A 22,797-nucleotide genomic window follows, 5' to 3' on the forward strand; every position below is an offset into this window, starting at 1 on the left:
AGGAGCGCGCTATGACCGATGCGCCTCTGCTCGTGACAGAACGACTGATGCTCCGCGCCCAGCGCCCCGAGGATTTCGAGCCTTTCGCCGAGATGCTCGCCTCCGAGCGCTCCGTCTATATGGGCGGACCCACCACACGGAAGACCGCCTGGCTCTGGTTCGCGGCTGATAGTGGCGCCTGGCCGCTGATGAATCTCGGCGGCTGGACCATCGAGCGGCGCACCGATGGCGCCGTGCTCGGGCAGGTTGCCGTGAACAAGCCGGATTTCTACCCCGAGATCGAGATCGGCTGGATGCTCTATACGGCGCATCTGCGCGAGGGCTATGCGTTCGAGGCCGCTGCCGCGGCGCGTGACTGGGCTTTCGGCCCGCGCGGGCTGACGACGCTGGTCAGCTATGTCGACCCGCCCAATGCGCGCTCCATTGCCCTTGCCGAACGGCTCGGCGCGACGCGTGACGATGAGGCGCCGCGACCCGATCCGGGCGATCTCGTCTATCGCCACCCGCATCCGGGGAGGGCGGCATGATCGAACGCCTGACCACCGACCGGCTGACACTGCGCCGTCCGACGCCCGAGGACGCCGCCGCCTATATCGCCTATTACGCCTCCGACTGGCGGGCCACGCATGGCCCGGTCATGCAGGCCCCCGGTGCGCGACAGCGCTTCCAGCGGATCCTTGGCCATTGGGAAAAGGCTGGCTATGGCCGCTTCGTTGTCGAGCAACAGGGCGAGCCCGGCGCGCTTGGCCTCGTCGGCCCGCACTGGCCCGACAGCTACCCCGAACCGGAACTGACCGGCCAGCTATGGTCCCGGGACGCGGTGGGAAATGGCTACGGGTATGAAGCCGTTAGCGCGGCCCGCACCCATGCCTATGGCACCCTCGGCTGGACAACCGCCGTCACCTATATTCATTCCGAGAACACCTATGCCGTGCGTATGGCGCGTGCGCTCGGGGCCCGGGTCGACCCCAATGTCCACGCCCCTGCGTCGCTGGACGGGCATGACGCGTGGCGTCACCCCTCCCCCGAGGAGCTCAACGGCGACGGCGTTCACGCCCCCGTGCGCCGCAAGATCGCCCGCCCGCGCAAGCCGGCCGCGCCGACGCTGCACACCCCGCGCCTGACCCTGCGCCCGCCGCGGATCGAGGATTTCGAACCCTATGCCGCCTATCGCAGCTCCGACCGGGTGCGGCAACTGCACGGGCCGATCTCGCGCGAGAAGGCCTGGGCCTGGTTCACCAATGACATCGCTCAATGGTCGCTCTTCGGCTATGGCGGGCTGATGATCGAGCGGCGCGGCCGCACGGTTGGACAGGTCGCCATAACTTCCGGGCTGCACTTGCCGGAGCCGGAACTGAACTGGTTCCTCTATGATGGCAACCAGGGTCAGGGCTACGCGACCGAAGCGGCAGAGGCCTTGCGTCAGTTCGCCTATGAGAGCGCCGGCATGGAAACGCTCGTGAGCTACTGTGCGCCGGACAATGATCTCTATATCGCCGTAGCCGAACGGCTTGGCGCGGTGCGCGACGACACGGCCCCGCGCCCCTTCGAACACAGCCTTGTCTTCCGCCACCCCTCGCCCGATGGCGACGGGTCTCCGGAGGCTTATGCATGAGTAGTTTCACCATCCCCACGGTCGAGACAGACCGGCTGCGCCTGCGCGCACCCGAGATGCGGGATTTCGATGCCTATGCCGACTTCTACGCCTCCGAGCGATCGGCGGCGATCGGAGGGCCATCGGACCGGCCAAGCTCGTTCCGCAGCTTCCTGGCCATTGGCGGACATTGGCAGATCCGCGGCTTCGGACGTTGGATCGTGGCGGACCGGACGGCGGATGACGCGCTGGGCATCGTCGGGCTATACCACCCCGATGACTGGCCCGAACCGGAGATCGCCTGGACCGTCTTTGCCGCTGCCGAGGGGCGCGGTGTTGCGCTTGAAGCCGCGACGGCCGCGCGCGCCTATGCTTATGAAACGCTCGGCTGGACCACGGTGATCAGCATGGTTGCGCCGGAGAACACCCGGTCTCTCGCGCTCGCGCAACGGATCGGCGCGCGCCATGACGGCGATTTCGACCATCCGATCTTTGGCCTGATGCAGGTCTGGCGCCACCTCTCGCCCGGCGAGGTGCCCGCATGACAACGCTCACCTTGCCGCGCTTCGAGACCGACCGTCTTATCCTGCGGTCGCAGACATTGGAGGATTTCCAGCCGCTCTGCGATTTCCTCGCCTCGCCGCGTGCCAATTTCATCGGTGGCCCGATCACCGACGCCAAGGATCTTTCCCGCGTCTTCGGCCATTCCGCCGGCCAATGGGTGCTGCGCGGTTTCGGCATGCTCTTCATGGAGCGCAAATCCGATGGCGTGACCATCGGCCATTGCGGCCCGTGGATGCCGATGCACTGGCCGGAGCCGGAGCTGGCCTGGTCGATCTGGCGCGACGAAGACGAGGCCAAGGGCTATATCACCGAGGCCATGACCCGCATCCACGCCTGGGTCTTTGGCGAGCTCGGCTGGGAGACCGCCGTCTCCTATATCGACCCCGACAATCACCGCTCCGCCGCCGTGGCCCGCCGCCTCGGCGCCGTGATCGACCCCGCCGCCGCTGTGCCGCCGGGCGACGATCCGGATGAGATTCACGTCTATCGTCACGCGAAGGGAGGCGCCTGATGGGACATAGAGATATTCCGGTGCTCACAAGTGAGCGCCTCATCCTGCGGGGCCCCGAGCCCGGGGATTACCCCAATTTCCGCTCGACCTTCTCGTCCTACCGGTCGCGTTTCATGGGCGGTCCGCTCAATGCCTACGAGATCTGGATGCTCTACGCTGCAGAGATCGGCCATTGGGAGATCCGCGGCTTCGGCATGTGGATGATCCACCTGCGCGAGACCGACGAGACGCTTGGCATGGCCGGCGGCTGGTTCCCACCGAAATGGCCCGAGCGCGAAATCGCCTGGTTCATCTGGCCAGAAGCGTCCGGCCATGGCTACGCGCTGGAAGCCGCGCATCTGGCGCGCAAGTATTTCTACGAGCAGGACGGCTGGGACACGGCCGTGTCCTATCTCGACCCCAAGGATCTGGACTCCATCCGCCTCGCCGAACGGCTTGGCGCGGTGAAGGACAAGGAAGCGGCGTCGGTCGATGGCCATGATGTCGTCTATCGCCACCCGACCCCGGAGCGGCTGCGCGACGGCCAACTCAAGGACGGGATCGACCTGGAGATCCGCTCCTATTACGACCCGCTCTTCAAGCCGAAAGGATACGCAATTGACTGATGCGGTTGCAAAGGCTGCGGCGCTCCTCAAGGGGCATCGCGACAGCATCGACCGGCTCGATGCGATCCTCGTCTACACGCTGGCCGAGCGCTTCGCCCACACCCAAGCCGTGGGGCGGGTCAAGGCCGAACACAACCTTCCACCGTCCGATCCCACGCGCGAAGCCGCGCAGATCGAACGGCTCGAAGATCTGGCGAAACGGGCCGACCTGGACCCCGATTTTGCCAAGGCTTTCCTGAACTTCACCATTCAGGAAGTCATCCGACACCACAAGAAACACCAGGAATGACGGCCGGAACACCGGCCCAATCACAGCCATTCAAAGGAGAACACAACAATGGCCATGAAAATCCGTCTCGCCCGTGGCGGCTCCAAGAAGCGCCCCTTTTACTCGATCGTCGCCGCCGACAGCCGCATGCCGCGCGATGGCCGCTTCATCGAAAAGCTGGGCACCTATAACCCGCTCCTACCCAAGGACAGCGAAGACCGCGTCAAGATGAACATGGAACGCGTGCAGTACTGGCTCGACCAGGGTGCCCAGCCGACCGACCGCATCGTGCGCATGCTCGAAGCCGCCGGTATCCGCGAGAAGACCGAGCGCAACAACCCCAACAAAGCAAAGCCGGGCAAAAAGGCCGTCGAACGCACCGAGGAAAAGGCCGCCAAGGCCGCCGAGGCTGCTGAAGCCGCCGCTGCCGAGGCTGCTGCCCCGGCTGAAGAAGAGGCCGCTGCCGAGTAATCGGCGGCAGGCAATCGGGCATGATCCGGCTGATCATCTGGGCCACCTTGTTTGGTCTGGGCGTGTATGTCGGGATTGAGGCGCATCGCCTCGTTCTCGAAGAGCGTTGCCGGGACAATGGCGGCCGGATCGGTGCCCGTGGGCTCTGCCTGGGAGTGATGGAAAATGGATGATCGGGTCTGTGTCGGCGCCATCGCCGGTGCGTTCGGCGTCAAGGGAGAGGTTCGGCTGAAGAGCTTCTGCGCCATCCCTGAGGATATCGCTTCCTACGGGGACCTTTTCAGCGAGGACGGCAGTCGCGCCTTCGCGGTGAAGATCACCCGCCCGGTGACGAACGGCCTCGCCGTCCGGCTCACCGGGATTTCGACAAAGGAACAGGCGGACGCGCTCAAGGGTGTCCGCCTGATGGCCGAGCGCGCGCGGATGCCGGAGCTCCCGGAAGACGAGTTCTACCATGCCGACCTGATCGGGCTGGAAGTGCGCGACACCGGCGGCACGCTGCTGGGCTCTGTCCGCGCGGTGCAGGAGTTCGGCGCTGGCGACATGCTGGAGATCCACGGGCCAGGGCTTAAGACAACCGTGCTTCTGCCCTTCACCCGCGAGGCAGTCCCAACGGTGGATATCGCCTCGGGCCGCATTGTGGCGGACCCGCCCGAGGGGCTCTTCGAATGAAATTCGGCGGCCTCGCGATTGCCGGGGCGCTGTTCTACGCCGCCCCGATCGGCGCGGGGCTGACCGGGGCGCCTTATATCGCGGCGCTCGCCTTCGCGGGGCTGTTCTTTCTCTGGGTCATGGTGATGAAGTCAGAGCCGTTCCGCGACGGACCGGCCATGATCCTGCCGACGCTGATGATCCATTTCGCACTTGCATCGGCCTGTCTCGGCCTCGGGCACCTGCTGCGCGCCCTGCTCGGCATCGAGGCCACCGCGCCGCTGGCCGGCTGGCTCGGGCTCGGGCTTGGCGGGATCGCACTCGGGCGCATCCTCTGGGTGCCGAAGAAAGAGGCCGAGATCGAAGCTATTGCCGAGACAGCCCTGAAAAAGCTCAATGACTTCGCCGAGGAGGCGGAAGTCTTCCTCGAGGAGACGCCAGACCTGCCGCTGCTTCACCCGACCGAAGCGGAGGCGGCGGCGCTGGCGCAGGCCTTTGGCGCGCTCGACGCGCTGCCCGCCGAAGTCGCCTCGGAGGATGACATCCGCCGCATCCTGACGCCGCTGGAAGCCGAGCTGCGCCCGCATATCCTGCTTGATGCCCTGCTCGACCGGGCCGCACGGACACGCACCCGACGAGATCGCCGCGCGGGTTTGCTGCTGGCCAGCGAAACCGGGTTCGCCCGGGCAGAACGTGGAACGAAGCGGATGGCGGCTGTCTTCGAGCAGATCGTGGAAGCCGCGGATGTGATCACGCTGGCGCAGTACCTGTTGGCGGCCAGAGACCTTCTGAGGGACGACCCGTCGCGCGAGACGGAATTGCCTGCGCTTCAACGACTTCTCGACATCTCCGAACAAATCGAGGGAGAGCAGCCGGACCTGGCCGAGGAGCTGGTCGCGCTGGCGCAGCAGATCGAGGATATCAGACAGGAAGATGAGCATGAGTGAAGGTCCGAAATCCCACGGCAGGCTCTCTATCCGTGCCAGCCTCGTTCCGCGCGACCTGATGGGCGAGAGCCCGACGCTGGCGCAGGCCTGGAAAGCGCGGATCGTGACTTTGTTCCCCGGCGCATTTCCGGGCGTACTGGGCGAAAGCCTGACCGGGAAGGCGTTGCAAGAGGGGCTGTGGTCGCTGGAGACCATCGACCTGCGGACTTTCGGCGCGGGCCGGCACCGCAATGTCGACGACACGCCGACGGGCGGCGGTGCCGGGATGGTGCTGCGCCCCGACGTTGTCTCGAGGGCGCTGGACGAAGGGTTGCGCGACACACCGCGCGATCGGAAACGCTGGCCGCTGGTCTATCTCTCGCCGCGCGGGAAGCGGTTTGATCAGGCGACGGCACGCAGCTGGGCCGCCGCAGACGGGATAACGCTGCTCTGCGGCCGTTTCGAAGGGGTCGATCAACGGGTGCTTGATGCCTATGAGATTGAAGAGGTGTCACTGGGCGATTTCGTCCTGACCGGTGGCGAGATTGCCGCCCAGGCGATGATCGACGCGACGGTGCGGCTGCTGCCCGGCGTTCTGGGAAATCAGGCGTCAACCGAGGAAGAAAGCTTCTCGGACGGGCTATTGGAACATCCCCAGTTCACCCGGCCGAATGCGTGGCGCGGGCGGGCGGTGCCGGAAGTGCTCCTGTCCGGTCACCACGCGAAGATCGCCGAATGGCGGCGCGCACAGGCCGAAGCCCTGACGCAGGAACGCCGTCCGGATCTCTGGCGCGACTGGCTGGCGCGCAAGGGCGAGGCGTGACGCCGGGCTTTCGCCCATGAGATCGCCCACCAACCTGTTGCGGGGCCGCCTCGAACCGGGCCTTCATGTGCAAGCCACCCCATTTCTGCGCCAGTCACCCCGCTGAACCGGGCAATTTCCGGCACCGAATGCGCGAGGCAGCACCCTCCGGCGGGCCAAATCCCGCATCCGTAATAATGTTTCGCATCGAGCAACTTGAATGTTGCCGCTCCCATCCTATCCCCCTAGGGTGTGCCGAGGACGCGCAGGCATGCTCTTTGGGAGAGGTATGCCGCAATAAACAGGACAAATACCGGAGGAAATGCATGGCCGATGCTGCCATTCATGGGCATGACCATGATGACGAGCGGGGATTTTTCACCCGCTGGTTCATGTCCACCAACCATAAAGACATCGGGATTCTTTACCTGATCGTCTCGGCCGCCGTCGGCTTCATTGCCGTCTTCTTTACCGTGCTGATGCGTATCGAGCTGATGACGCCGGGCGTGCAACACATGTGCATGGAAGGCTTTCGGCTCTTTGCCAGCTCGACGGAAGGCTGTACGCCAAACGGTCATATCTGGAACGTGCTGATCACCGCCCACGGGATCCTGATGATGTTCTTCGTCGTCATTCCCGCGCTTTTCGGCGGGTTTGGCAACTATTTCATGCCGTTGCAGATCGGCGCGCCGGACATGGCCTTCCCGCGGCTCAACAACCTGAGCTTCTGGCTGTATTTCGCAGGCTGCTGCCTCGCCGTCTGCTCGGTGCTCAGCCCCGGTGGCAACGGCCAGCTCGGTTCCGGCGTCGGATGGGTGCTTTACCCGCCGCTTTCGGTGCGTGAAGGCGGCTTCTCGATGGATCTGGCGATCTTCGCTGTCCACGTCTCGGGCGCGAGTTCGATTCTTGGTGCGATCAACATGATCACCACCTTCCTGAACATGCGCGCCCCGGGCATGACGCTGCACAAGGTGCCGCTCTTCGCCTGGTCGATCTTCGTCACCGCCTGGCTGATTCTTCTGAGCTTGCCCGTTCTGGCCGGCGCCATCACCATGCTGCTGACAGACCGCAATTTCGGCACAACCTTCTTCGATCCCGCCGGTGGCGGCGACCCGATTCTCTACCAGCACATCCTGTGGTTCTTCGGACACCCCGAAGTCTACATCGTGATCGTGCCGGGCTTCGGCATCGCCAGCCACGTCATCGCGACCTTCTCGCGCAAGCCCATCTTCGGCTACCTGCCGATGGTCTACGCGATGGTGGCGATTGGTGTTCTGGGCTTCGTCGTCTGGGCGCACCACATGTACACGGTCGGCATGTCGCTCAGCCAACAGAGCTACTTCATGCTCGCCACAATGGTGATCGCGGTGCCAACAGGCATCAAGATATTCAGTTGGATCGCGACGATGTGGGGCGGCTCGCTCGAGTTCAAGACGCCCATGCTCTTCGCCATCGGGTTCCTGCTGCTCTTCACCATCGGTGGTGTGACGGGCGTCGTGCTCTCTCAGGCCGGCATCGACCGCGCCTATCACGACACCTACTACGTGGTCGCTCACTTCCACTACACCATGTCGATGGGCGCGGCGTTCACCATCTTTGCCGGGGTCTATTTTTACATCGGCAAGATGTCGGGGCGTCAGTATCCCGAGTTCCTCGGCAAGGTCCATTTCTGGCTGTTCTTCATCAGCGTGAACCTGACCTTCTTCCCGCAGCACTTCCTCGGCCGTCAGGGCATGCCGCGCCGCTATATCGACTATCCGGAGGCCTTCGCCACCTGGAACTACCTGTCGTCGATCGGTGCGCTGCTGGGCTTCGCCTCCTTCCTGCTCTTCTTCTACATCGTCTATGTCACGCTGCGGAAAGGCGAGAAGATCACCGAGGCGAACTATTGGAACGAGCATGCGGACACGCTGGAATGGACCCTGCCCTGCCCGCCGCCGGAGCATACGTTCGAGACGCTTCCGAAGCAGGAAGAATGGGACAAGGGTGCTGCGCATTGACGCTGGCCCACTGATCCCGCTCGGATGAGATCGAGGGCCCTGGCGGAAACGCCGGGGCCCTTTTCCTTTCCAATTGCCCGAAGCTCGCCAGTTCAGGCGCATAGCAGTCATCCGAATGACTTGAGCGATCAGCGGAGGTCCCCTTGCCCTACGAATGGATCCCACCCGACCCCACCACCCCGGCAGCGCCGGAGCGCGAACTCCACCTGTGGCCACACCGCTCGCTGCCCAAGCGCGGCTTCGTCGGATTTATCGCTGGCACCTTCCTGCTGCTGCTTCTCCCGCTCTATCCTGCCATCGGTTCGCCCGTGCTCTGGGGCCTGCTCCCCTTTCTGATGGGCACGCTGGGCTTGCTCTACTGGGCGATCCAGAAGAGTTATCGCGATGGCGAGATTCTCGAGGAGCTTCGCATCTGGGAGGACCGCGTCCGGCTCGAACGCCATTCCCGCCACAGCCCGACGCAGGACTGGGAGGCCAACCCGCATTGGGTCGAAATCAAGCTCCATGAAAAGGGCGGCCCCATCGCGAATTACGTGACGCTGCGGGGCGCTGGCCGGGAGGTCGAGATCGGCGCCTTCCTCAGCGACGATGAGCGCGTTGACCTTTACCACGAACTGGCGCGATACCTGCCTTCCAGGGGGTAATCTCGACATGGCACAAGTTCCCGCCACACCGAAACCGCGCCGGCTGCTCAACCGGCTCGCGGCGGTGACGCTCGGTCCGCGCTGGACCTATGAGAAACTGGCAACCCAGTGGTCCGAGGAGGCCGCACTGGAGCGCCGCGCCCATGCCCGCCCGGGCCCTGTTCAGGACCCTTCCGTGGTCTTTCTCACCCCGCTGGTCGGCCGTCATCATGTCGGCAACTGGAACGATGTCGAGGCCCGGCTGGCCGATACTGTCGCAAGCTGGCGCGCACAGAGCTCTGGTCGCTGGCACGCCGTGATCTGCGGTCAGGACCGGCCCGACAGCATCGAGTTCGACGACCAGATCCGTTTCCTTCCCTTCACCAAGCCCTTCGAAGGAAATGACAAATGGGCCAAGCTGGATCAGCTGTGCCGGGCTCTGCCCGCACTCGCCCTGGGCTCCGGCTACGCCATGCCCTTCGACGCCGATGACATGCTCGCCCCCGGCGCCGTGGCCGAGATGATCCATCGCAAGGCGCGCGGCGGCTATCTGGTCACGCGTGGCTGGGTGATGGACGCACAAAGCCGTGAGGTCGGCCTCTGCGCGCCGCAAACCCTGCTGGCGCCGGGCCGAAAGGCGTTCTGGAAGATGTGCGGCTCCTGCGCCGCCTTCCGCTTTGACTTCAGCCACGACCAGCAGGACGGCGAATATCTTGCCGCGATCACCAGCCACGAACACCGCATGTTCCCCTATCTCGCATCGCTTGCGGGCCGGCCACTGACCCCCCTGAATCAGGAGGCGGTTCTTTACGTGGTCAATCACGGTGAAAATTTCGGCACGCGTCGCGGCCGCGTCGGGTTCAAGACCCGCTACGTGAAACGATTCCCGGTCACGGATGCCGGCATCCTGTCCCAGATCGAGGCGGAGTTTCCGATGGCCTGACCGCCAGGTCCCGGAAAGCGCCCCCCGTAAAGCACCGTGCAAGGCGGGCGCGAGAACGCCCTACCCGCGAACATATTGCACAAGCTGGTCGATGTTGAACTGATGCTCGTCGATCATGCTCTTCATCAGGTCTCCGATGGAAACCAGGCCAACCAGCCGGCCGTCATCAACGACCGGAAGATGGCGGATTCGTTTCTCTGTCATCAGCGCCATGCAGGCTTTCACCGTCTGATCCGAAGCCACACAGATGACATTCGGCTCCATGACATCCCCGACAGGCGTGGTCGGCGACGCTCTCCCAACAAGGAATACCTTCCTGGCATATTGGCGCTCGGTGAAGATTCCTTCGATCGCCTCTCCGGACATCACCATCACCGCGCCGATATCCGCCTCGTCCATGAGCCGTAAGGCATCCAGCACCATATCTTCGGGGCCCACGGATTCCACCGCATACCCCTTTTGTTCAAGAATCTGCTTGATCGTCGTCATGTCGGGCCTCCTTTCGGATTACGTGGACGCCCTGTCCCTCCCGCGATCTGTGCATTGGCTGAGTTCACAGGGGACGATGAACTCGGAGTTGGGTCAATGACATGTATCAAAACTCCGGGCGCCTCACCGGGCTTTGCTCGGCGCCCTAGCCCCCGGTATGGCTCATGTGGCGCGGCATCTGTCCGCCGATTTCCTGCCGGGAATAGTCGAAATCATGCCCCTTGGGCTTGCGCGCAATGGCGGCGCGGATAGCGTCCTCCAACGGCGGCGCCGTGGGTTCCCGCAAGGAAGGGCGCAGATCGGCGCGGTCTTCCTGGCCGAGGCACATGTAGAGCTCGCCGGTGCAGGTCAGCCGCACGCGGTTGCAGCTTTCACAGAAATTGTGGGTCAGCGGGGTGATGAACCCGACCTTCTGCCCGGTCTCGTCCAGCCGGACATAGCGCGCCGGCCCCCCTGTGCTTTCGGCGAGATCGATCAGGCTGTAGCGCTCGGCAAGCCGCGCCCGCAGCTCCTTGAGCGGCCAGTATTGCGACAGCCGATCCTCTTCGCCCATATCGCCCATCGGCATGACCTCGATGAAGGTCAGGTCCATGTCGCGGGACGCGCACCATTCGACCATGTCGAACAGCTCATCCTCGTTGAACCCCTTGAGCGCCACAGCGTTGATCTTGACCCGCAGCCCGGCCGCCTGCGCCGCATCGATCCCGCGGATCACATTCGGCAAACGGCCCCAACGGGTGATTTCGGCGAACTTCGTCTCGTTGAGCGTGTCGAGCGAGATATTGACTCGACGCATGCCGAGCGCGGCCAGATCAGGTGCGAACCGGTGCAGCTGCGAGCCATTTGTCGTCAGGGTCAGTTCCTGCAACGCGCCGCTCTCAAGATGCCGGGCCATGGCCTCGAAATAGGTCATGATCCCGCGCCGAACCAGCGGCTCCCCCCCGGTCACGCGCAGCTTGCGCACACCGAGGCCTATGAAGGCGGAGGAGACTGTGTCCAGTTCCTCCAGAGTCAGAAGCTGTCGTTTCGGAAGAAACGTCATGTCTTCGGACATGCAATAACTGCAGCGAAAATCGCAGCGGTCGGTTACCGAAACCCGGAGATAGTTCACGGGGCGTTGAAACGGGTCGATCAGGGGCGCTTCCATGGCGAAGAGGCTACGCTGCGGCGGGATGTGGCGCAAGTGGCCGAAAGGCGGTTGCATGGGCGGCGTGTGGGCGGCAGGCTGATGGCGTAAAAAAGGGAAGCGGGAGAGGCGGTCATGACGCCACGGATCTTGATCGTGCTGCTCGTGCTGGCGGTTGCCGGATGCAGCGAGATGACGCGAACGCAGTCGGGCAATGGCCCGCTCTCGGCCACGGCGCCGACCGAGACAGGCGCGGGAACGGTGGTTCCGGCAACGAATGCCACGACGGTCGAGCAATTCGACACGACCAGTTCGGCCGAACGCAGGGCCGCGGCCAGCGCACCGGCGGATATCGCCGAGGTGCGACTGGGCACCACTGTCGCCTCGCTGGGCGACCCCGCGGATCCGGGATTCTGGGCAGAGACCGGGCTGGTCGACCAGGTCACGACAGGGCGGCTGGAATTCCCCGGGGCAGGCACCTCGGTCAAGGTCGAGCTGCGTCCGTCGGGCGGCTCGCCGGGCTCGGGCACACGGGTCAGCCTGCCGGCAATGCGGGTGCTTGAAGCACCGCTGACGGCGCTGCCGGAACTGGTGGTCTATTCGAGCTAGGCCGTTCAGCCATCGCCTGACGGGCTTTGCGGCGTCTCGCTGCCAAGGCCAAGGGGGCGCTGCATATAGACGGTGTCCACCCATTGCCCGTGCTTGAAACCGACAGCCTTGAGCGTGCCGATTTCCTCGAAGCCAAGCCTGCGATGCAGTTCAACCGAGCCGCGATTGGCCGAATTGCCGATCACCGCGACCATCTGGCGACGCCAGCCGGTCTCACATCGGGCAATCAACGCCTCAAGAAGCGCCCGTCCGATGCCGCGCCCGCGCGCCGCTTCGGACACATAGACCGAATCTTCGATTGTATTGCGATAGGCCGGGCGGGTCCGATAGATGCCCGCATAAGCATAGCCGAGAACCTGCCCGTCCAGCTCGGCGACGAGATAGGGCAAGCCGATGTCGAGAATCGCCTGCCGACGCGCACCCAGTTCGGCCGCGTCGGGCGGCACTTCCTCAAAGGTCGCCAGCCCGTGCAGTACCTCGTATTCGTAGATGGCCTGGATCGCCGGCAGATCCCGGGTTTCGCTGTCCCGAACACGGATATCGGCCGACCCCATCAGCCCAGACGGGCCTTGACCTGCGGCCCGACGGCTCCAAAATCCATCTGCCCGGTATATTTCGACTTCAGCGCGCCCATGACTTTTCCCATGTCGCGAATACTCTCGGCACCGGCCTCTTCGATGGCGGTGGCAATCGCTGCCTCGACTTCCGCCTCGCCCAACTGCCTCGGCAGGAATTCCTCGAGCACGAGAATCTCCGCGCGCTCTTTTTCGGCGAGCTCCAGCCGCCCGCCTTCCTCGTAGGCGCGCGCACTTTCCTGGCGCTGCTTGACCATCTTGCCAAGAATTTGAAGCACCTCTGCATCGCTTGCGCCCTCGGTCACGCCCTCGGCGCGGGTAGCGATGTCACGGTCCTTGATCGCAGCCGTGATCAGCCGCAGGGTCGACAACCTGGCCGCCTGCTTGTTGCGCATCGCGTCTTTCAGACCGGCGCTCACCCGGTTTCTCAACTGAGTCATGTCGGATACTCTCCCGCTGTCACGCTCTCGGACGGGGGTGATAGCGATTTCACCCCAACGTCGCAAGCGCAGCCGCCGAAACTTGCAGAAATCCCGTCAAGGCGAAACTGGCGGGTGCCCATTCTCTTGACGGCCCTGCGCCCGCCCCATAGGTTGCCGCCGATTTGCCCGCAGGAGTTGACCGATGCCACTGTCCAAGCCCACCGCTTGCCTCGCCCTTGCCGACGGAACGCTGTTTTACGGCCATGGGTTCGGAGCCGAGGGGCAGACCGAGGCGGAACTCTGCTTCAACACCGCGATGACCGGTTACCAGGAGATCATGACCGACCCCTCCTATGCGGGCCAGATCGTGACCTTCACCTTCCCCCATGTCGGCAATGTCGGCGTCAATGCCGATGACGATGAGACCGCGGATCCGGTCGCAGCCGGCATGGTCGTCAAATGGGACCCGACGGAGCCCTCCAACTGGCGTGCGGCGGAAAATCTCAAGCCCTGGCTGGCGCGCCGTGGCCGGATCGGTATCGGCGGCATCGACACGCGGCGTCTGACCCGTGCAATCCGCCAGCAAGGCGCGCCGCATGTTGCGTTGGCGCATGACCCGGAAGGCAATTTCGACATCGAGGCCCTGGTCGAGGCCGCGCGCGGCTTCCCCGGGCTGGTCGGGCTGGACCTCGCCAAGGACGTGACCTGCGCGCAGAGCTATCGCTGGGATGAGAAGCGGTGGGCCTGGCCCGAGGGCTACACACGACAGGAAAATCCGAGGTTCAAAGTCGTGGCACTGGATTTTGGCGCCAAGCGGAACATCCTGCGCTGCCTTGCCTCGGTCGGCTGCGACGTGACTGTGCTGCCGGCAACGGCCACGGCGGAAGAGGTGCTCGCGCATTCGCCCGACGGCGTCTTCCTGTCCAACGGTCCGGGCGACCCGGCCGCGACCGGTAGCTATGCCGTGCCGATGATCAAGGAAGTTCTCGCGACGACGGAGCTTCCGGTCTTCGGGATTTGCCTTGGCCACCAGATGCTGGCGCTGGCCCTTGGCGCAAACACGATCAAGATGAATCACGGCCACCACGGCGCCAACCACCCGGTCAAGGATCTCGAGACTGGCAAGGTCGAAATCACCTCGATGAATCACGGTTTCACCGTCGATGGCCAGACTTTGCCCGAAGGCGTTCTGGAGACGCATGTCTCGCTCTTCGACGGCTCCAATTGCGGGATTCGCATGGCTGATCGGCCGGTCTTCTCGGTTCAGTATCACCCCGAGGCAAGCCCGGGTCCGCAGGACAGTTTCTACCTGTTCGAACGGTTTGCCGCCGCAATGCAGGCGCGAACTGCCACAGCCTGACAATAGGTAAGCCCACCGACCCGTGTGGTTAATGCTCCGTTAACTACGGAACACGCAGAGTCACCGCAGTTCCTTTGGTTCAGCGACTCGCAGGATGACCGCACCGACACGCATATCCCAACTGGCCCGACCGGTTCCGCTTTCCGAGCATCCGCGCTTTCGCACAGTGCGGACCGACACGCGTGTGGTCGAGGGCGGTGCACCGGCGAAAAACCTCGTCGGGCAGCGGCTGATTCATAGCGGCGCTGTTGCGCCGGGCGACCTCGTCAAGGCACTGGCACTCCAGGCGCGACAGGACGCACGGCTGGGCGACATCCTGCTGTCCAACGGCATGGTCTCCGAGACGGCGCTCCTGAAGGTGCTCTGCGATCAGTGGCGCACGGAGGTGGTGGATTTCGCGCAGACGCCCCCTGATGTCGCCCTTGTCGATGCCTATGGCGCGACCCGTTGCCTGAAGGACGGGCTGATCCCGTGGAGACGACGCGGCTCGACAACCGTTGTGGCGACGACGCGGCCGGAACGGTTCGCCATTTATCGCGACACGCTGGAAGAGCTCTTCGGCAATGTGAGCATGGCGCTGACAACAGAGGCCGAGTTGCACAAGACCATCACGCAGCTGCGCAATCCACTCCTGGCCGACCGCGCCGAGCAACGGGTGCCCTACCGGCTGTCCTGTCGCGGCTGGAATGGCCTGCTGGCGGCAAGGATCGTTGCGGTGATGGCGTTGGTTTGCCTGACAGCGGCAATACTGGCACCTGTCACAACCTTCTCGCTGCTGGCGATCTGGGCGATCGTGACACTGGCGGTCACATTGGCGTTGAAGGCCGCAGCGTTGGCCTATTCCGCCCGAGACTACTACGCGACCCGGCGAGAGATGTTCCACACCATGCGCCAGACCGGACCGACGATAGCCCGGCTGCCAACCGTGTCGGTCATGGTCCCGCTTTTCAAGGAGGAGCATGTCGCCGACAAGCTGATCAAGCGGCTGGAACGGCTCGCTTATCCGAAGGAACTGCTCGACATCCTGCTTGTTGTCGAGGAGACGGATTCGCAGACACAGGAGGTGCTCGAACGCACCGAACTCCCGCGCTGGATGCGGGTTGTTGTCGTGCCGGCCGGCGGCGTGCAGACCAAGCCCCGCGCGCTCAACTACTCGCTCGATTTCTGCAAGGGGCAGTATATCGGCGTCTGGGATGCCGAAGACGCCCCCGATGCCGACCAGATCCACAAGGTGGTACGCCGCTTTCACGAACGCGGACCAGAGGTGGCCTGCCTTCAGGGCAAGCTCGATTACTACAACGCCAGGACGAACTGGCTTAGCCGTTGCTTCACCATCGAATATGCAAGCTGGTTCGGGGTGATCCTACCCGGCCTACAGAAGATGAAACTGGCGCTGCCGCTGGGTGGCACAACGCTCTATTTCCGTCGCGCGGCGCTGGAACGGCTCGGGGGTTGGGACGCGCATAATGTGACCGAGGATGCTGATCTTGGCATGCGCCTCGTGCGGTTGGGTTACCGCACCGAGATGGTGGACACGACGACGCGCGAAGAGGCCAATTGTCGGGTCATCCCATGGATCAAGCAGCGCTCGCGTTGGCTCAAGGGGTACGCGATGACCTGGGGCGTCCATATGCGCAACCCGATGCAGCTCTGGCGCGACCTCGGCGCCTGGCAATTCGCCGGCTTCCAGGTCTTGTTCCTCGGAACGTTGTCACAATTCCTGTTGGCGCCGGTCCTGTGGTCTTTCTGGTTGCTAGCCGTCGGACTGCCGCATCCCTTGACCGGCGTGATCCCGCCTCAGCTCTATTGGCCGCTGATGGGGCTCTTCATCTCTTCGGAGGCGATCAGCATCACCATAGGTCTCTTCGCCGTTCGCGACCAGCAGCGGCGTTTCCTGATGCCCTGGGTTCCGACGCTGCACGCCTATTTCCCGTTGGCCGCCATCGCCTCCTACAAGGCGTTCCACGAGATCATGATGAAGCCTTTCTACTGGGACAAGACGACCCACGGACTGCATGATGAAACCGAGCTCGACATCGAAGCCGGTTTTCAACCCGAAGACATCTGACCCTTCCCTATTCGAAAGAGAAAACGGCCCGGTACATGTGCACCGGGCCGCGTTCGCCATGGGGATGCCCTGCGTGGAGCGTCTTGCTCGTTGCAGGGAAACCGGTCTCAGCTTTCGTGCGCGTGGACCAGATCGGCACGGCTGTTGCTCATGGCGTCCAGACCGACGGATTTGCCGAGCTGGATCCGGTATTCCGGGGTGTCGCCGCTATTGGCGGCCGCCTGCGAGGTGATCGCGTTGATCCGGGTCGCGTCATCTTCATCCATCGCCCCCTTCAGCGCCACCAGTTCGGCGCGGCTGTAGTCGGAGGCGTCGACGCCGAGGCTCTTGGCCAGCTGGTCGGAGCTTGCGGAGGCGCCCTTGGTCGAGACGGTCGCAGCAGCGCCACCGCTTTCGAGCAGGAAGTTGATGCGGGCGGCGTCACCATCGTCATAGGCGGCCTTGAGTTGGGTCAGCTCGGAGGTCGAGAAGCCCTGGCCTTCAACGCCGAGCGTGTTGGCCAGCTGGTCACTGGCAAGCGCGGGAGCGGCGATGGCGAGGGTCAGGAGGGCGGAGGTGGCGAGAGCAAAGTGGTTCATGATGCGGTCCTTTCGAAGTGCTCGTTTAATCTCTGTCGGCGGGCTGTCCCGCCTTGGATGAGAGAGATGTGGGGTGTGTTCGAGTGCTTCAAAGACTGCAGGAATCGCCGGGTGATGTGTGATTATGCACAGGGTTTCGCCGACGGAATTCCGTCGGCGCTCCGTAAGGCGCGCGGATCGGGCAAAGCCAGCCCCGCGCTCAGCAAAGTATCTCCGCCGCCCTATCGCCTTTGAAAAACGGACAAAATGATGCGTTCTGGGCGAAGATGCTGCGATTTTGGTGAAAGGGATTGTGATTTTGCGGCGCCGTGGTGCATGTCTGGGTGGTCTCGGCAGGCAATGCCCCGCTCCGCGACAGCTGGATTCGGCCTCAAGACCCGTCGGATGGAAAAGAAAGATGAGCGCTATGGACATCAGGCGATGGGATCACCTGCGCACGGCACTCGCCGTCTTTAAGACCGGCTCGTACCGGGCTGCGGCGGAAGAAACCGGGCTTTCCAGCATGACGGTCGGGCGGCATATCGAGGCGCTTGAAACCGAGCTCGGCGCACCGGTCTTCGTCCTGCGGGAGAACCGCTGGGAGGCCACCGATCTCGGTCGCCAGATCGCCCGCCTCGCCGCCGGCTTCGGGGCCGATCTCGAGATCGCGCTCAAGACCAATACAGGTCCAGCCCTCACCTTCGAACCGCTCGAGATCAGTACGATCTCCTATATCAACATGTTTTTCCTCGCATCGCATATCCGCCGCTGGCATGAGGTCCATCCAGACAGCCCGCTCACCATCGACGCCAGCGAACAGGATGTCGCCGTCGAACGTGGCAGGCTCGATGCCGCCCTGCGTCTCGGCAAACCGGAGCAGATCGGGCTCATTCGACAGAAGATCGCGACCAGCCCGGTGAGTCTGTTCGCCCCGCACGGTCACAGTCCCGATCACTGGATCGGACTGCCGGGAGAGCTGGACGATTTGCCGGAGATGCGGATGGCGACAACCCATTTCGGTCACCCCCCGCACTATCGGCTTGACAGCTATCCCGCCGTCGCTGCGGCTTCTGCCGAAAGCGGGCTGGCCTGCATCCTGCCGACCTGCATCGCGGACCACTTTCCCACCCTGACACCGCTGGAAGGAGAACGCGACATACCTGTCGTGCTTCGCGAGCTCTGGTTCCTGTTTCATGAGCGGCGCAAGTCGGATCCGGCCATTCGGGCGCTCAAATCCTGGATCACGCAGATCTTTCCCGATACCAACCGGTGCCTTTGCGGTCGTTGCGGGCGACCGGCTGAGCCTGCCAACAGCTAGCGTTTCCCACCCTCGATCACTTTGAGCGCGCCGCCGGACGCCGGCGGTCCCAGATCGCCGGAGAGGGCCTTGAAGCGTCGGTCGATCTCGTCAGCCAAGCGAAAGAACTCCCGAGCCTCCTCCGCGTTGCGCTGCTGGACCGCATTCACCGCGACAAATTCCATGAGCATCCCGGAGATCGCGCGCACGGCCTCTCGCTTCTCGGACGCATCGAGATCGCATAGCTCATCACAAATCCGCGCACCCAGCGCCTCGGCTTCAAACATTGTTCACTCCACGCCGGTTGTTCGCAAACCGCCCTGGCATCCCCCCTGAGAAACTTCGATTGCCACCGGGGTCGTTCCCAATTCACCGAAATCCCCCTGACGGTTTTCGGAAACGACCCGGGGCAGGTCGAGACTGCGATAAGTCACAGAGATGGCATAGAAACAATTTTGCACAGCGTCGGAACATTTTTGTCTCTCACCAAGCCCCGCCCGAGACCCGGTTCGGTCAAATCGCGAGGTTTCGTCCGATTGACCCGGTCGGATCAAGAGAGCTAGTGGGGTGACGAGACGGTCGGTTGCAAGGCGACCGCAAGGGATGCGCACGTGGAGAAAAGTCCGAAAAAACTGTTCGGGAGCGGGCCTTTCAGACCCCCGCGAGGTCGAAACGGCTGTCGCGTCGCATACCTTCCTCGGACACCGAGCCCCCACGTCCCGCCTTCACGCAGAACGCTCGCGCGACCATCGCCCCCCACGCGTGCCCCATCACGGGCCGCACAACCCCTTGAGGCCAAACATGAAGATCACGGCAATTGAAACCATCCGCATCGCCGAACGTCCCAACCTGCTCTGGCTGCAGGTGGAGACAGACGAGGGGCTGGTGGGGCTGGGCGAGACTTTCTTCTCAGCCACAGCCGTCGAAGCCTATCTGCATGACGACCTGGCGCCGAAGGTGATCGGGCGCGATCCGCTGGAAATCGACCTGCTGGCCTCGGAACTCGTGGGCTATCTTGGCTTCCGCTCCTCCGGCGTCGAGATGCGTGGCAACTCCGCCTTCGACATCGCCCTCTGGGACATTTTCGGCAAGGCAACCGGACAGCCCATCGCCCAGCTTCTCGGCGGCTTCTCCCGCCGCGAGATCCGGACCTACAATACCTGCGCCGGGGTCGAATACATCAAGAAGGCCGGGGGCCAGACCTCCGGGAATTACGGGCTCGGCGCGGCAGGTGAATATGACGATCTGAACGGCTTTCTCCATCGCGCCGACGAGCTGGCGCTCTCCTTGATGGAGGAGGGCATCACCGCGATGAAGATCTGGCCCTTCGACATGGCGGCAGAGGCGTCGCGCGGGCAATATATCTCCGCCGCCGACATGGCGCGGGCGCTGGAGCCCTTCGAGAAGATCCGCAGTTCGGTGGGCGACGCGATGGACATCATGGTGGAGTTCCACTCCATGTGGCAGCTCCTTCCGGCGCAGCAGATCGCGCGCGAACTGTCGCAATTCAACACCTTCTGGCACGAAGACCCGATCCGCATGGACAGCCTCGGCAGCCTGAAACGCTATGCCGAGGTCAGCCGGGCGCCGATCTGTGCCAGCGAGACGCTTGGCAGCCGTTGGGCCTACCGCGACCTGCTGGAAACCGGCGCGGCGGGTGTTGTCATGGTCGATCTGGCCTGGTGCGGCGGCCTCAGCGAGGGGCGCAAGATCGCAGCGATGGCAGAGACCTGGCATCTGCCGGTGACGCCGCATGACTGCACCGGTCCGGTCGTGCTTTGCGCCGGCACACATCTGTCGCTCAACGCCCCGAACGCACTTCTCCAGGAGAGCGTGCGCGCCTTCTACAAGACCTGGTATCGCGACCTCGTCACCGCCCTGCCCCCGGTCTCGAACGGAAAGATCACCGTTCCGCCCGGCCCCGGCCTTGGCATGGAACTGAACCCCGAACTTGACCGCGCCTACACCACGGCGCGACGCCGGAGCGGCGCGGCAGATATCTGAGCCGCGTCCCTCCGGTCAGCCCGATATGTAGAGCGGCTCTTCCGGGACCGGACCAGCGCGGAAATCGGCAAACTCGACTTGCAGCCCCTCGCCAAGGGGCGAACAGGCCATCGGTCCGACCCGCGCGCCCCGGGAGACGAAATTTGCGACCCGAAGGATCTGCCAATTGCCCAGACCGCGCGCATGCACGATCACCGCGGCATCGGTGGCCGTCATCCGGATTGTCCAGTCGCTCACGGCCCCATCGGCCGGCGCCATCGACCAGTCCGACCGGCCATCGGTCACCACAACCGCGAGATTGGCCCGCCCATCCGCATTCTCGATTCCTGCCTTGATCCAGCGGGTCTCGCTTTCCCAAAGCAGCAGCCCGGCCTGTTCGTATTTCGACGTGAACCGCCCCGTGAACGTGACCTCGGCCGCAAACCGCTCCGGCATGTCGAACAGACACGCGTGGCCGTTCGAATGGGTGAATCCGTAATGGGTCTCGCGCCAGAAGTCGGTCTGAGCTTGTGTCTCGATCATCAACCGGTCCGGCGCGATCTGGCTCCGTGCCGGCGGGTTCAGCCAGCCGCCCCGGTCAAAGGGTATGGTTTCCAGCATGTCCAATCCTCCTCGAAACCGAGGAATGCGCCTTTCCCGTAAGTATGACAAGACGGCACGGATCGGCCTCGGGATGCGCGTCCCGCGCCGCGATCAGAACGACCGAATGAACAAGTAAATTCTACCAGCTTTTCGGACATGGACCAACGTAGTGAGCGAGGGCTTTTCGGGTTCAGGCGGGATCGTACTCGCCGGGAACAGGCAACAGGCTCCGGGAGACCCGGGCCTGTTGCTGCGGAAGAAGTCCGGTTCCGCTGCGCGACATGCCCTAGCCGTGGAAGAGCTGGTAGGACGCCTTCAGGATCGCGTCGGTCTGGGGCACGGCGCGCTTGTAGACCTTCTCGTTGATCTCGCCGTAGAGGGCCACGTTTTCGGGAATGGGCGCGAACATGTCCCTCGGCCGGACCATGGCTTCGATGGCCTCGACCGGGTCCTTGTAGAAGCCCAGCGCAAGGGCCGTGCAGATGGCCGCGCCCATGCTGGCCGAACCGTTCACCTCGTTGCGATGGGCCGGCACGCCGAAGACATCGGCGAAGATCTGCATGAACAGCTCGCCATTGGAGCCACCGCCACTGACGACGATCTTGCTCGGCTCGATCTCGCGTTCGTCGCACATCGCCTGCACATGGTTCCTCATGGTCATGGCGATGCCTTCGAGCGTCGATCGGAACATGTGGATGCCGGTATGGACGCCGTTGAAGCCGATCATCATGCCGCGTTCATGCGGGCTGTTGGGACTGGCCAGCCAGTTCAGGATGGTGATCAACCCGTCGCAACCGGGAGCGACCTCCTTTGCCGCGCGCTGGTTCAGCCAGGCTTCGCGCGACAGGCCGCGCTCTTCCGCTTGCGCGACAACATCGCCGCCCATCAGGTCCATGACCCAGGTCACGGTGGACATGCCGCGCCGGATGCCGCCACTCTCATAGAGGAACTGACCGGGCACGGCGCCGGGATTGCTGAAGTAGGACTGCGTGTCGAAGCTGTTCTCCTCCCCGACCATCATCGAGGCGATATAGGTCCCCAGAGACACCAGCACGGCGCCGTCATTGAGAATTCCCGCGCCCAGCCCCTCGACGGCCTTGTCATTCGCTGTCGAGACAACGGGAACCCCCTCGGGAATGCCCGTCGCCGCACTGGCGGAGGCCGTGACCTGCCCCAGGATCGTGCAGGGATCGACGAGATCGAAGAGCATCTCCCGCGGGGTGGTAAAGGAGGCGAATGTCTCCGCATCCTCGTGCCAGTCCAGCGTGACCGGATCGATGGGCCAGGGGCCGACATAATTGGCCCGCGTGTCCCTTGTCTGTCCGGTCAGCCGATGGGTGAGATAGCCGGTCGTGGTGGTCACCCAGCGGACGGTATCATCCTCGTGCTCATAGGGGCGCGAGAGGCGGAGATCCATCCAGTTCTGCACCGGCGCGGCGAGGGTCCCGTCTTCCCGGATCAGGGTGCGGCAACAGCGGATCGAGCCCAGCCCGACCCCGACGATATCCGCCCGGTCGCCCTCGAACTCCCCGAGTGCTGTCTGGCAGGCCAGCTGCAGGCTGTCCCAGAGATCGTCATCGGGATGCTCGGCCCGGTTGTCGCCATAGAGATCCATCGGGCGCAGCTTGACCGTGTGCGAACAGATCTGATGCCCTTCGAGATCGAACAGGGCGACCTTGGTGCTCTGCGTGCCGCCATCGATCGCGAGGATGTATTTTCGTTCCGTACTCATTTTGCTGCCTCTCTCCTC

27 protein-coding genes are annotated in these 22,797 nt (G+C 63.8%); 19 read left to right on the forward strand and 8 right to left on the reverse strand.

The window, feature by feature from the left end; translation table 11 throughout:
* The first annotated feature begins 11 nt into the window (after window positions 1-11).
* The 14 genes from R3X27_RS07460 (at window position 12) to R3X27_RS07525 (ending at window position 9,958) form a co-directional block, all read left to right on the forward strand.
* Window positions 12-527 (forward strand): GNAT family N-acetyltransferase, encoded by a 516-nt coding sequence (locus R3X27_RS07460; protein ID WP_317708210.1) that lies wholly within the window; start codon window positions 12-14, stop codon window positions 525-527.
* The gene (locus R3X27_RS07465; protein ID WP_317708211.1) at window positions 524-1,615 is read left to right on the forward strand and encodes a GNAT family N-acetyltransferase; all 1,092 of its coding nucleotides are present in this window, start codon (window positions 524-526) and stop codon (window positions 1,613-1,615) included. The genes R3X27_RS07460 and R3X27_RS07465 overlap by 4 nt, the downstream gene beginning before the upstream one ends.
* Window positions 1,612-2,139 (forward strand): GNAT family protein, encoded by a 528-nt coding sequence (locus tag R3X27_RS07470; protein ID WP_317708212.1) that lies wholly within the window; start codon window positions 1,612-1,614, stop codon window positions 2,137-2,139. Before R3X27_RS07465 ends, R3X27_RS07470 begins: the two co-directional genes overlap by 4 nt.
* Window positions 2,136-2,669, forward strand: a complete 534-nt coding sequence (locus R3X27_RS07475) for a GNAT family N-acetyltransferase (RefSeq protein ID WP_317708213.1) — start codon at window positions 2,136-2,138, stop codon at window positions 2,667-2,669. The genes R3X27_RS07470 and R3X27_RS07475 overlap by 4 nt, the downstream gene beginning before the upstream one ends.
* On the forward strand, window positions 2,669-3,274 hold the full coding sequence (locus R3X27_RS07480) for a GNAT family N-acetyltransferase (protein WP_317708214.1): 606 nt from the start codon (window positions 2,669-2,671) through the stop codon (window positions 3,272-3,274). The genes R3X27_RS07475 and R3X27_RS07480 overlap by 1 nt, the downstream gene beginning before the upstream one ends.
* A complete protein-coding gene (locus R3X27_RS07485) occupies window positions 3,267-3,563 on the forward strand; it encodes a chorismate mutase (protein ID WP_317708215.1) in 297 nt (98 codons plus the stop codon). The genes R3X27_RS07480 and R3X27_RS07485 overlap by 8 nt, the downstream gene beginning before the upstream one ends.
* Before the next feature lie 48 nt (window positions 3,564-3,611).
* Complete coding sequence (rpsP, locus tag R3X27_RS07490; protein ID WP_317708216.1) at window positions 3,612-4,013, forward strand: 30S ribosomal protein S16; 402 nt, start codon at window positions 3,612-3,614, stop codon at window positions 4,011-4,013.
* Window positions 4,014-4,033: 20 nt separating this feature from the next.
* On the forward strand, window positions 4,034-4,186 hold the full coding sequence (locus R3X27_RS07495; protein ID WP_317708217.1) for a hypothetical protein: 153 nt from the start codon (window positions 4,034-4,036) through the stop codon (window positions 4,184-4,186).
* Complete coding sequence (gene rimM, locus R3X27_RS07500; protein ID WP_317708218.1) at window positions 4,179-4,685, forward strand: ribosome maturation factor RimM; 507 nt, start codon at window positions 4,179-4,181, stop codon at window positions 4,683-4,685. The genes R3X27_RS07495 and rimM overlap by 8 nt, the downstream gene beginning before the upstream one ends.
* Window positions 4,682-5,611 carry a hypothetical protein gene (locus tag R3X27_RS07505; protein ID WP_317708219.1) on the forward strand — a complete coding sequence of 310 codons (930 nt, stop codon included), beginning with the start codon at window positions 4,682-4,684 and terminating at the stop codon, window positions 5,609-5,611. Before rimM ends, R3X27_RS07505 begins: the two co-directional genes overlap by 4 nt.
* Window positions 5,604-6,413, forward strand: coding sequence for a tRNA (guanosine(37)-N1)-methyltransferase TrmD (gene trmD / locus R3X27_RS07510; RefSeq protein ID WP_317708220.1), 810 nt, complete (start codon window positions 5,604-5,606; stop codon window positions 6,411-6,413). The genes R3X27_RS07505 and trmD overlap by 8 nt, the downstream gene beginning before the upstream one ends.
* 305 nt (window positions 6,414-6,718) lie before the next feature.
* Window positions 6,719-8,392 carry a cytochrome c oxidase subunit I gene (ctaD, locus tag R3X27_RS07515; RefSeq protein WP_317708221.1) on the forward strand — a complete coding sequence of 558 codons (1,674 nt, stop codon included), beginning with the start codon at window positions 6,719-6,721 and terminating at the stop codon, window positions 8,390-8,392.
* Between the two features lie 143 nt (window positions 8,393-8,535).
* Window positions 8,536-9,036, forward strand: a complete 501-nt coding sequence (locus R3X27_RS07520; protein WP_317708222.1) for a DUF2244 domain-containing protein — start codon at window positions 8,536-8,538, stop codon at window positions 9,034-9,036.
* A gap of 7 nt (window positions 9,037-9,043) precedes the next feature.
* The gene (locus R3X27_RS07525; protein WP_317708223.1) at window positions 9,044-9,958 is read left to right on the forward strand and encodes a hypothetical protein; all 915 of its coding nucleotides are present in this window, start codon (window positions 9,044-9,046) and stop codon (window positions 9,956-9,958) included.
* A 60-nt stretch (window positions 9,959-10,018) separates the two neighbouring features.
* Here R3X27_RS07525 and R3X27_RS07530 read toward each other — a convergent pair whose 3' ends face one another.
* Window positions 10,019-10,447 carry a CBS domain-containing protein gene (locus R3X27_RS07530; protein WP_317708224.1) on the reverse strand — a complete coding sequence of 143 codons (429 nt, stop codon included), beginning with the start codon at window positions 10,445-10,447 and terminating at the stop codon, window positions 10,019-10,021.
* Between the two features lie 145 nt (window positions 10,448-10,592).
* On the reverse strand, window positions 10,593-11,594 hold the full coding sequence (gene moaA, locus R3X27_RS07535) for a GTP 3',8-cyclase MoaA (protein WP_317708287.1): 1,002 nt from the start codon (window positions 11,592-11,594) through the stop codon (window positions 10,593-10,595).
* Between the two features lie 114 nt (window positions 11,595-11,708).
* Here moaA and R3X27_RS07540 point away from each other — a divergent pair, with 114 nt between their 5' ends.
* The gene (locus R3X27_RS07540; protein ID WP_317708225.1) at window positions 11,709-12,182 is read left to right on the forward strand and encodes a D-galactarate dehydratase; all 474 of its coding nucleotides are present in this window, start codon (window positions 11,709-11,711) and stop codon (window positions 12,180-12,182) included.
* 5 nt (window positions 12,183-12,187) lie between these two features.
* On the opposite strand, the gene R3X27_RS07545 is transcribed toward R3X27_RS07540, so the two are convergent.
* Both R3X27_RS07545 and R3X27_RS07550 read right to left on the reverse strand, forming a co-directional pair.
* A complete protein-coding gene (locus R3X27_RS07545) occupies window positions 12,188-12,736 on the reverse strand; it encodes a GNAT family N-acetyltransferase (RefSeq protein ID WP_317708226.1) in 549 nt (182 codons plus the stop codon).
* Window positions 12,736-13,197, reverse strand: a complete 462-nt coding sequence (locus tag R3X27_RS07550; RefSeq protein ID WP_317708227.1) for a GatB/YqeY domain-containing protein — start codon at window positions 13,195-13,197, stop codon at window positions 12,736-12,738. The genes R3X27_RS07545 and R3X27_RS07550 overlap by 1 nt, the downstream gene beginning before the upstream one ends.
* Before the next feature lie 184 nt (window positions 13,198-13,381).
* Between R3X27_RS07550 and carA the strand changes: the two genes are divergently transcribed.
* Both carA and R3X27_RS07560 read left to right on the forward strand, forming a co-directional pair.
* On the forward strand, window positions 13,382-14,539 hold the full coding sequence (gene carA / locus R3X27_RS07555; RefSeq protein WP_317708228.1) for a glutamine-hydrolyzing carbamoyl-phosphate synthase small subunit: 1,158 nt from the start codon (window positions 13,382-13,384) through the stop codon (window positions 14,537-14,539).
* A 94-nt stretch (window positions 14,540-14,633) separates the two neighbouring features.
* On the forward strand, window positions 14,634-16,607 hold the full coding sequence (locus R3X27_RS07560) for a glycosyltransferase (protein ID WP_317708229.1): 1,974 nt from the start codon (window positions 14,634-14,636) through the stop codon (window positions 16,605-16,607).
* 107 nt (window positions 16,608-16,714) lie between these two features.
* Here R3X27_RS07560 and R3X27_RS07565 read toward each other — a convergent pair whose 3' ends face one another.
* Window positions 16,715-17,185: a hypothetical protein gene (locus tag R3X27_RS07565; protein ID WP_317708230.1), complete on the reverse strand. Its 471-nt coding sequence runs from the start codon at window positions 17,183-17,185 to the stop codon at window positions 16,715-16,717.
* 397 nt (window positions 17,186-17,582) lie between these two features.
* Between R3X27_RS07565 and R3X27_RS07570 the strand changes: the two genes are divergently transcribed.
* Window positions 17,583-18,482 (forward strand): LysR family transcriptional regulator, encoded by a 900-nt coding sequence (locus R3X27_RS07570; protein WP_317708231.1) that lies wholly within the window; start codon window positions 17,583-17,585, stop codon window positions 18,480-18,482.
* Here R3X27_RS07570 and R3X27_RS07575 read toward each other — a convergent pair.
* Complete coding sequence (locus tag R3X27_RS07575; protein WP_317708232.1) at window positions 18,479-18,748, reverse strand: hypothetical protein; 270 nt, start codon at window positions 18,746-18,748, stop codon at window positions 18,479-18,481. The two genes, R3X27_RS07570 and R3X27_RS07575, sit on opposite strands and share 4 nt — an antisense overlap.
* Window positions 18,749-19,262: 514 nt before the next feature.
* Between R3X27_RS07575 and R3X27_RS07580 the strand changes: the two genes are divergently transcribed.
* The gene (locus R3X27_RS07580; protein WP_317708233.1) at window positions 19,263-20,465 is read left to right on the forward strand and encodes a mandelate racemase/muconate lactonizing enzyme family protein; all 1,203 of its coding nucleotides are present in this window, start codon (window positions 19,263-19,265) and stop codon (window positions 20,463-20,465) included.
* Between the two features lie 15 nt (window positions 20,466-20,480).
* Here the strand turns inward: R3X27_RS07580 and R3X27_RS07585 are convergent, their stop codons facing one another.
* Together R3X27_RS07585 and R3X27_RS07590 are read right to left on the reverse strand one after the other, a co-directional pair.
* Window positions 20,481-21,065, reverse strand: a complete 585-nt coding sequence (locus tag R3X27_RS07585) for a DUF1349 domain-containing protein (protein ID WP_317708234.1) — start codon at window positions 21,063-21,065, stop codon at window positions 20,481-20,483.
* A gap of 268 nt (window positions 21,066-21,333) precedes the next feature.
* Window positions 21,334-22,779 (reverse strand): FGGY-family carbohydrate kinase, encoded by a 1,446-nt coding sequence (locus R3X27_RS07590; protein WP_317708235.1) that lies wholly within the window; start codon window positions 22,777-22,779, stop codon window positions 21,334-21,336.
* Between the last annotated feature and the right edge of the window lie 18 nt (window positions 22,780-22,797).

Source organism: Tropicimonas sp. TH_r6, assembly GCF_033101155.1.
Lineage (GTDB): Bacteria > Pseudomonadota > Alphaproteobacteria > Rhodobacterales > Rhodobacteraceae > Tropicimonas.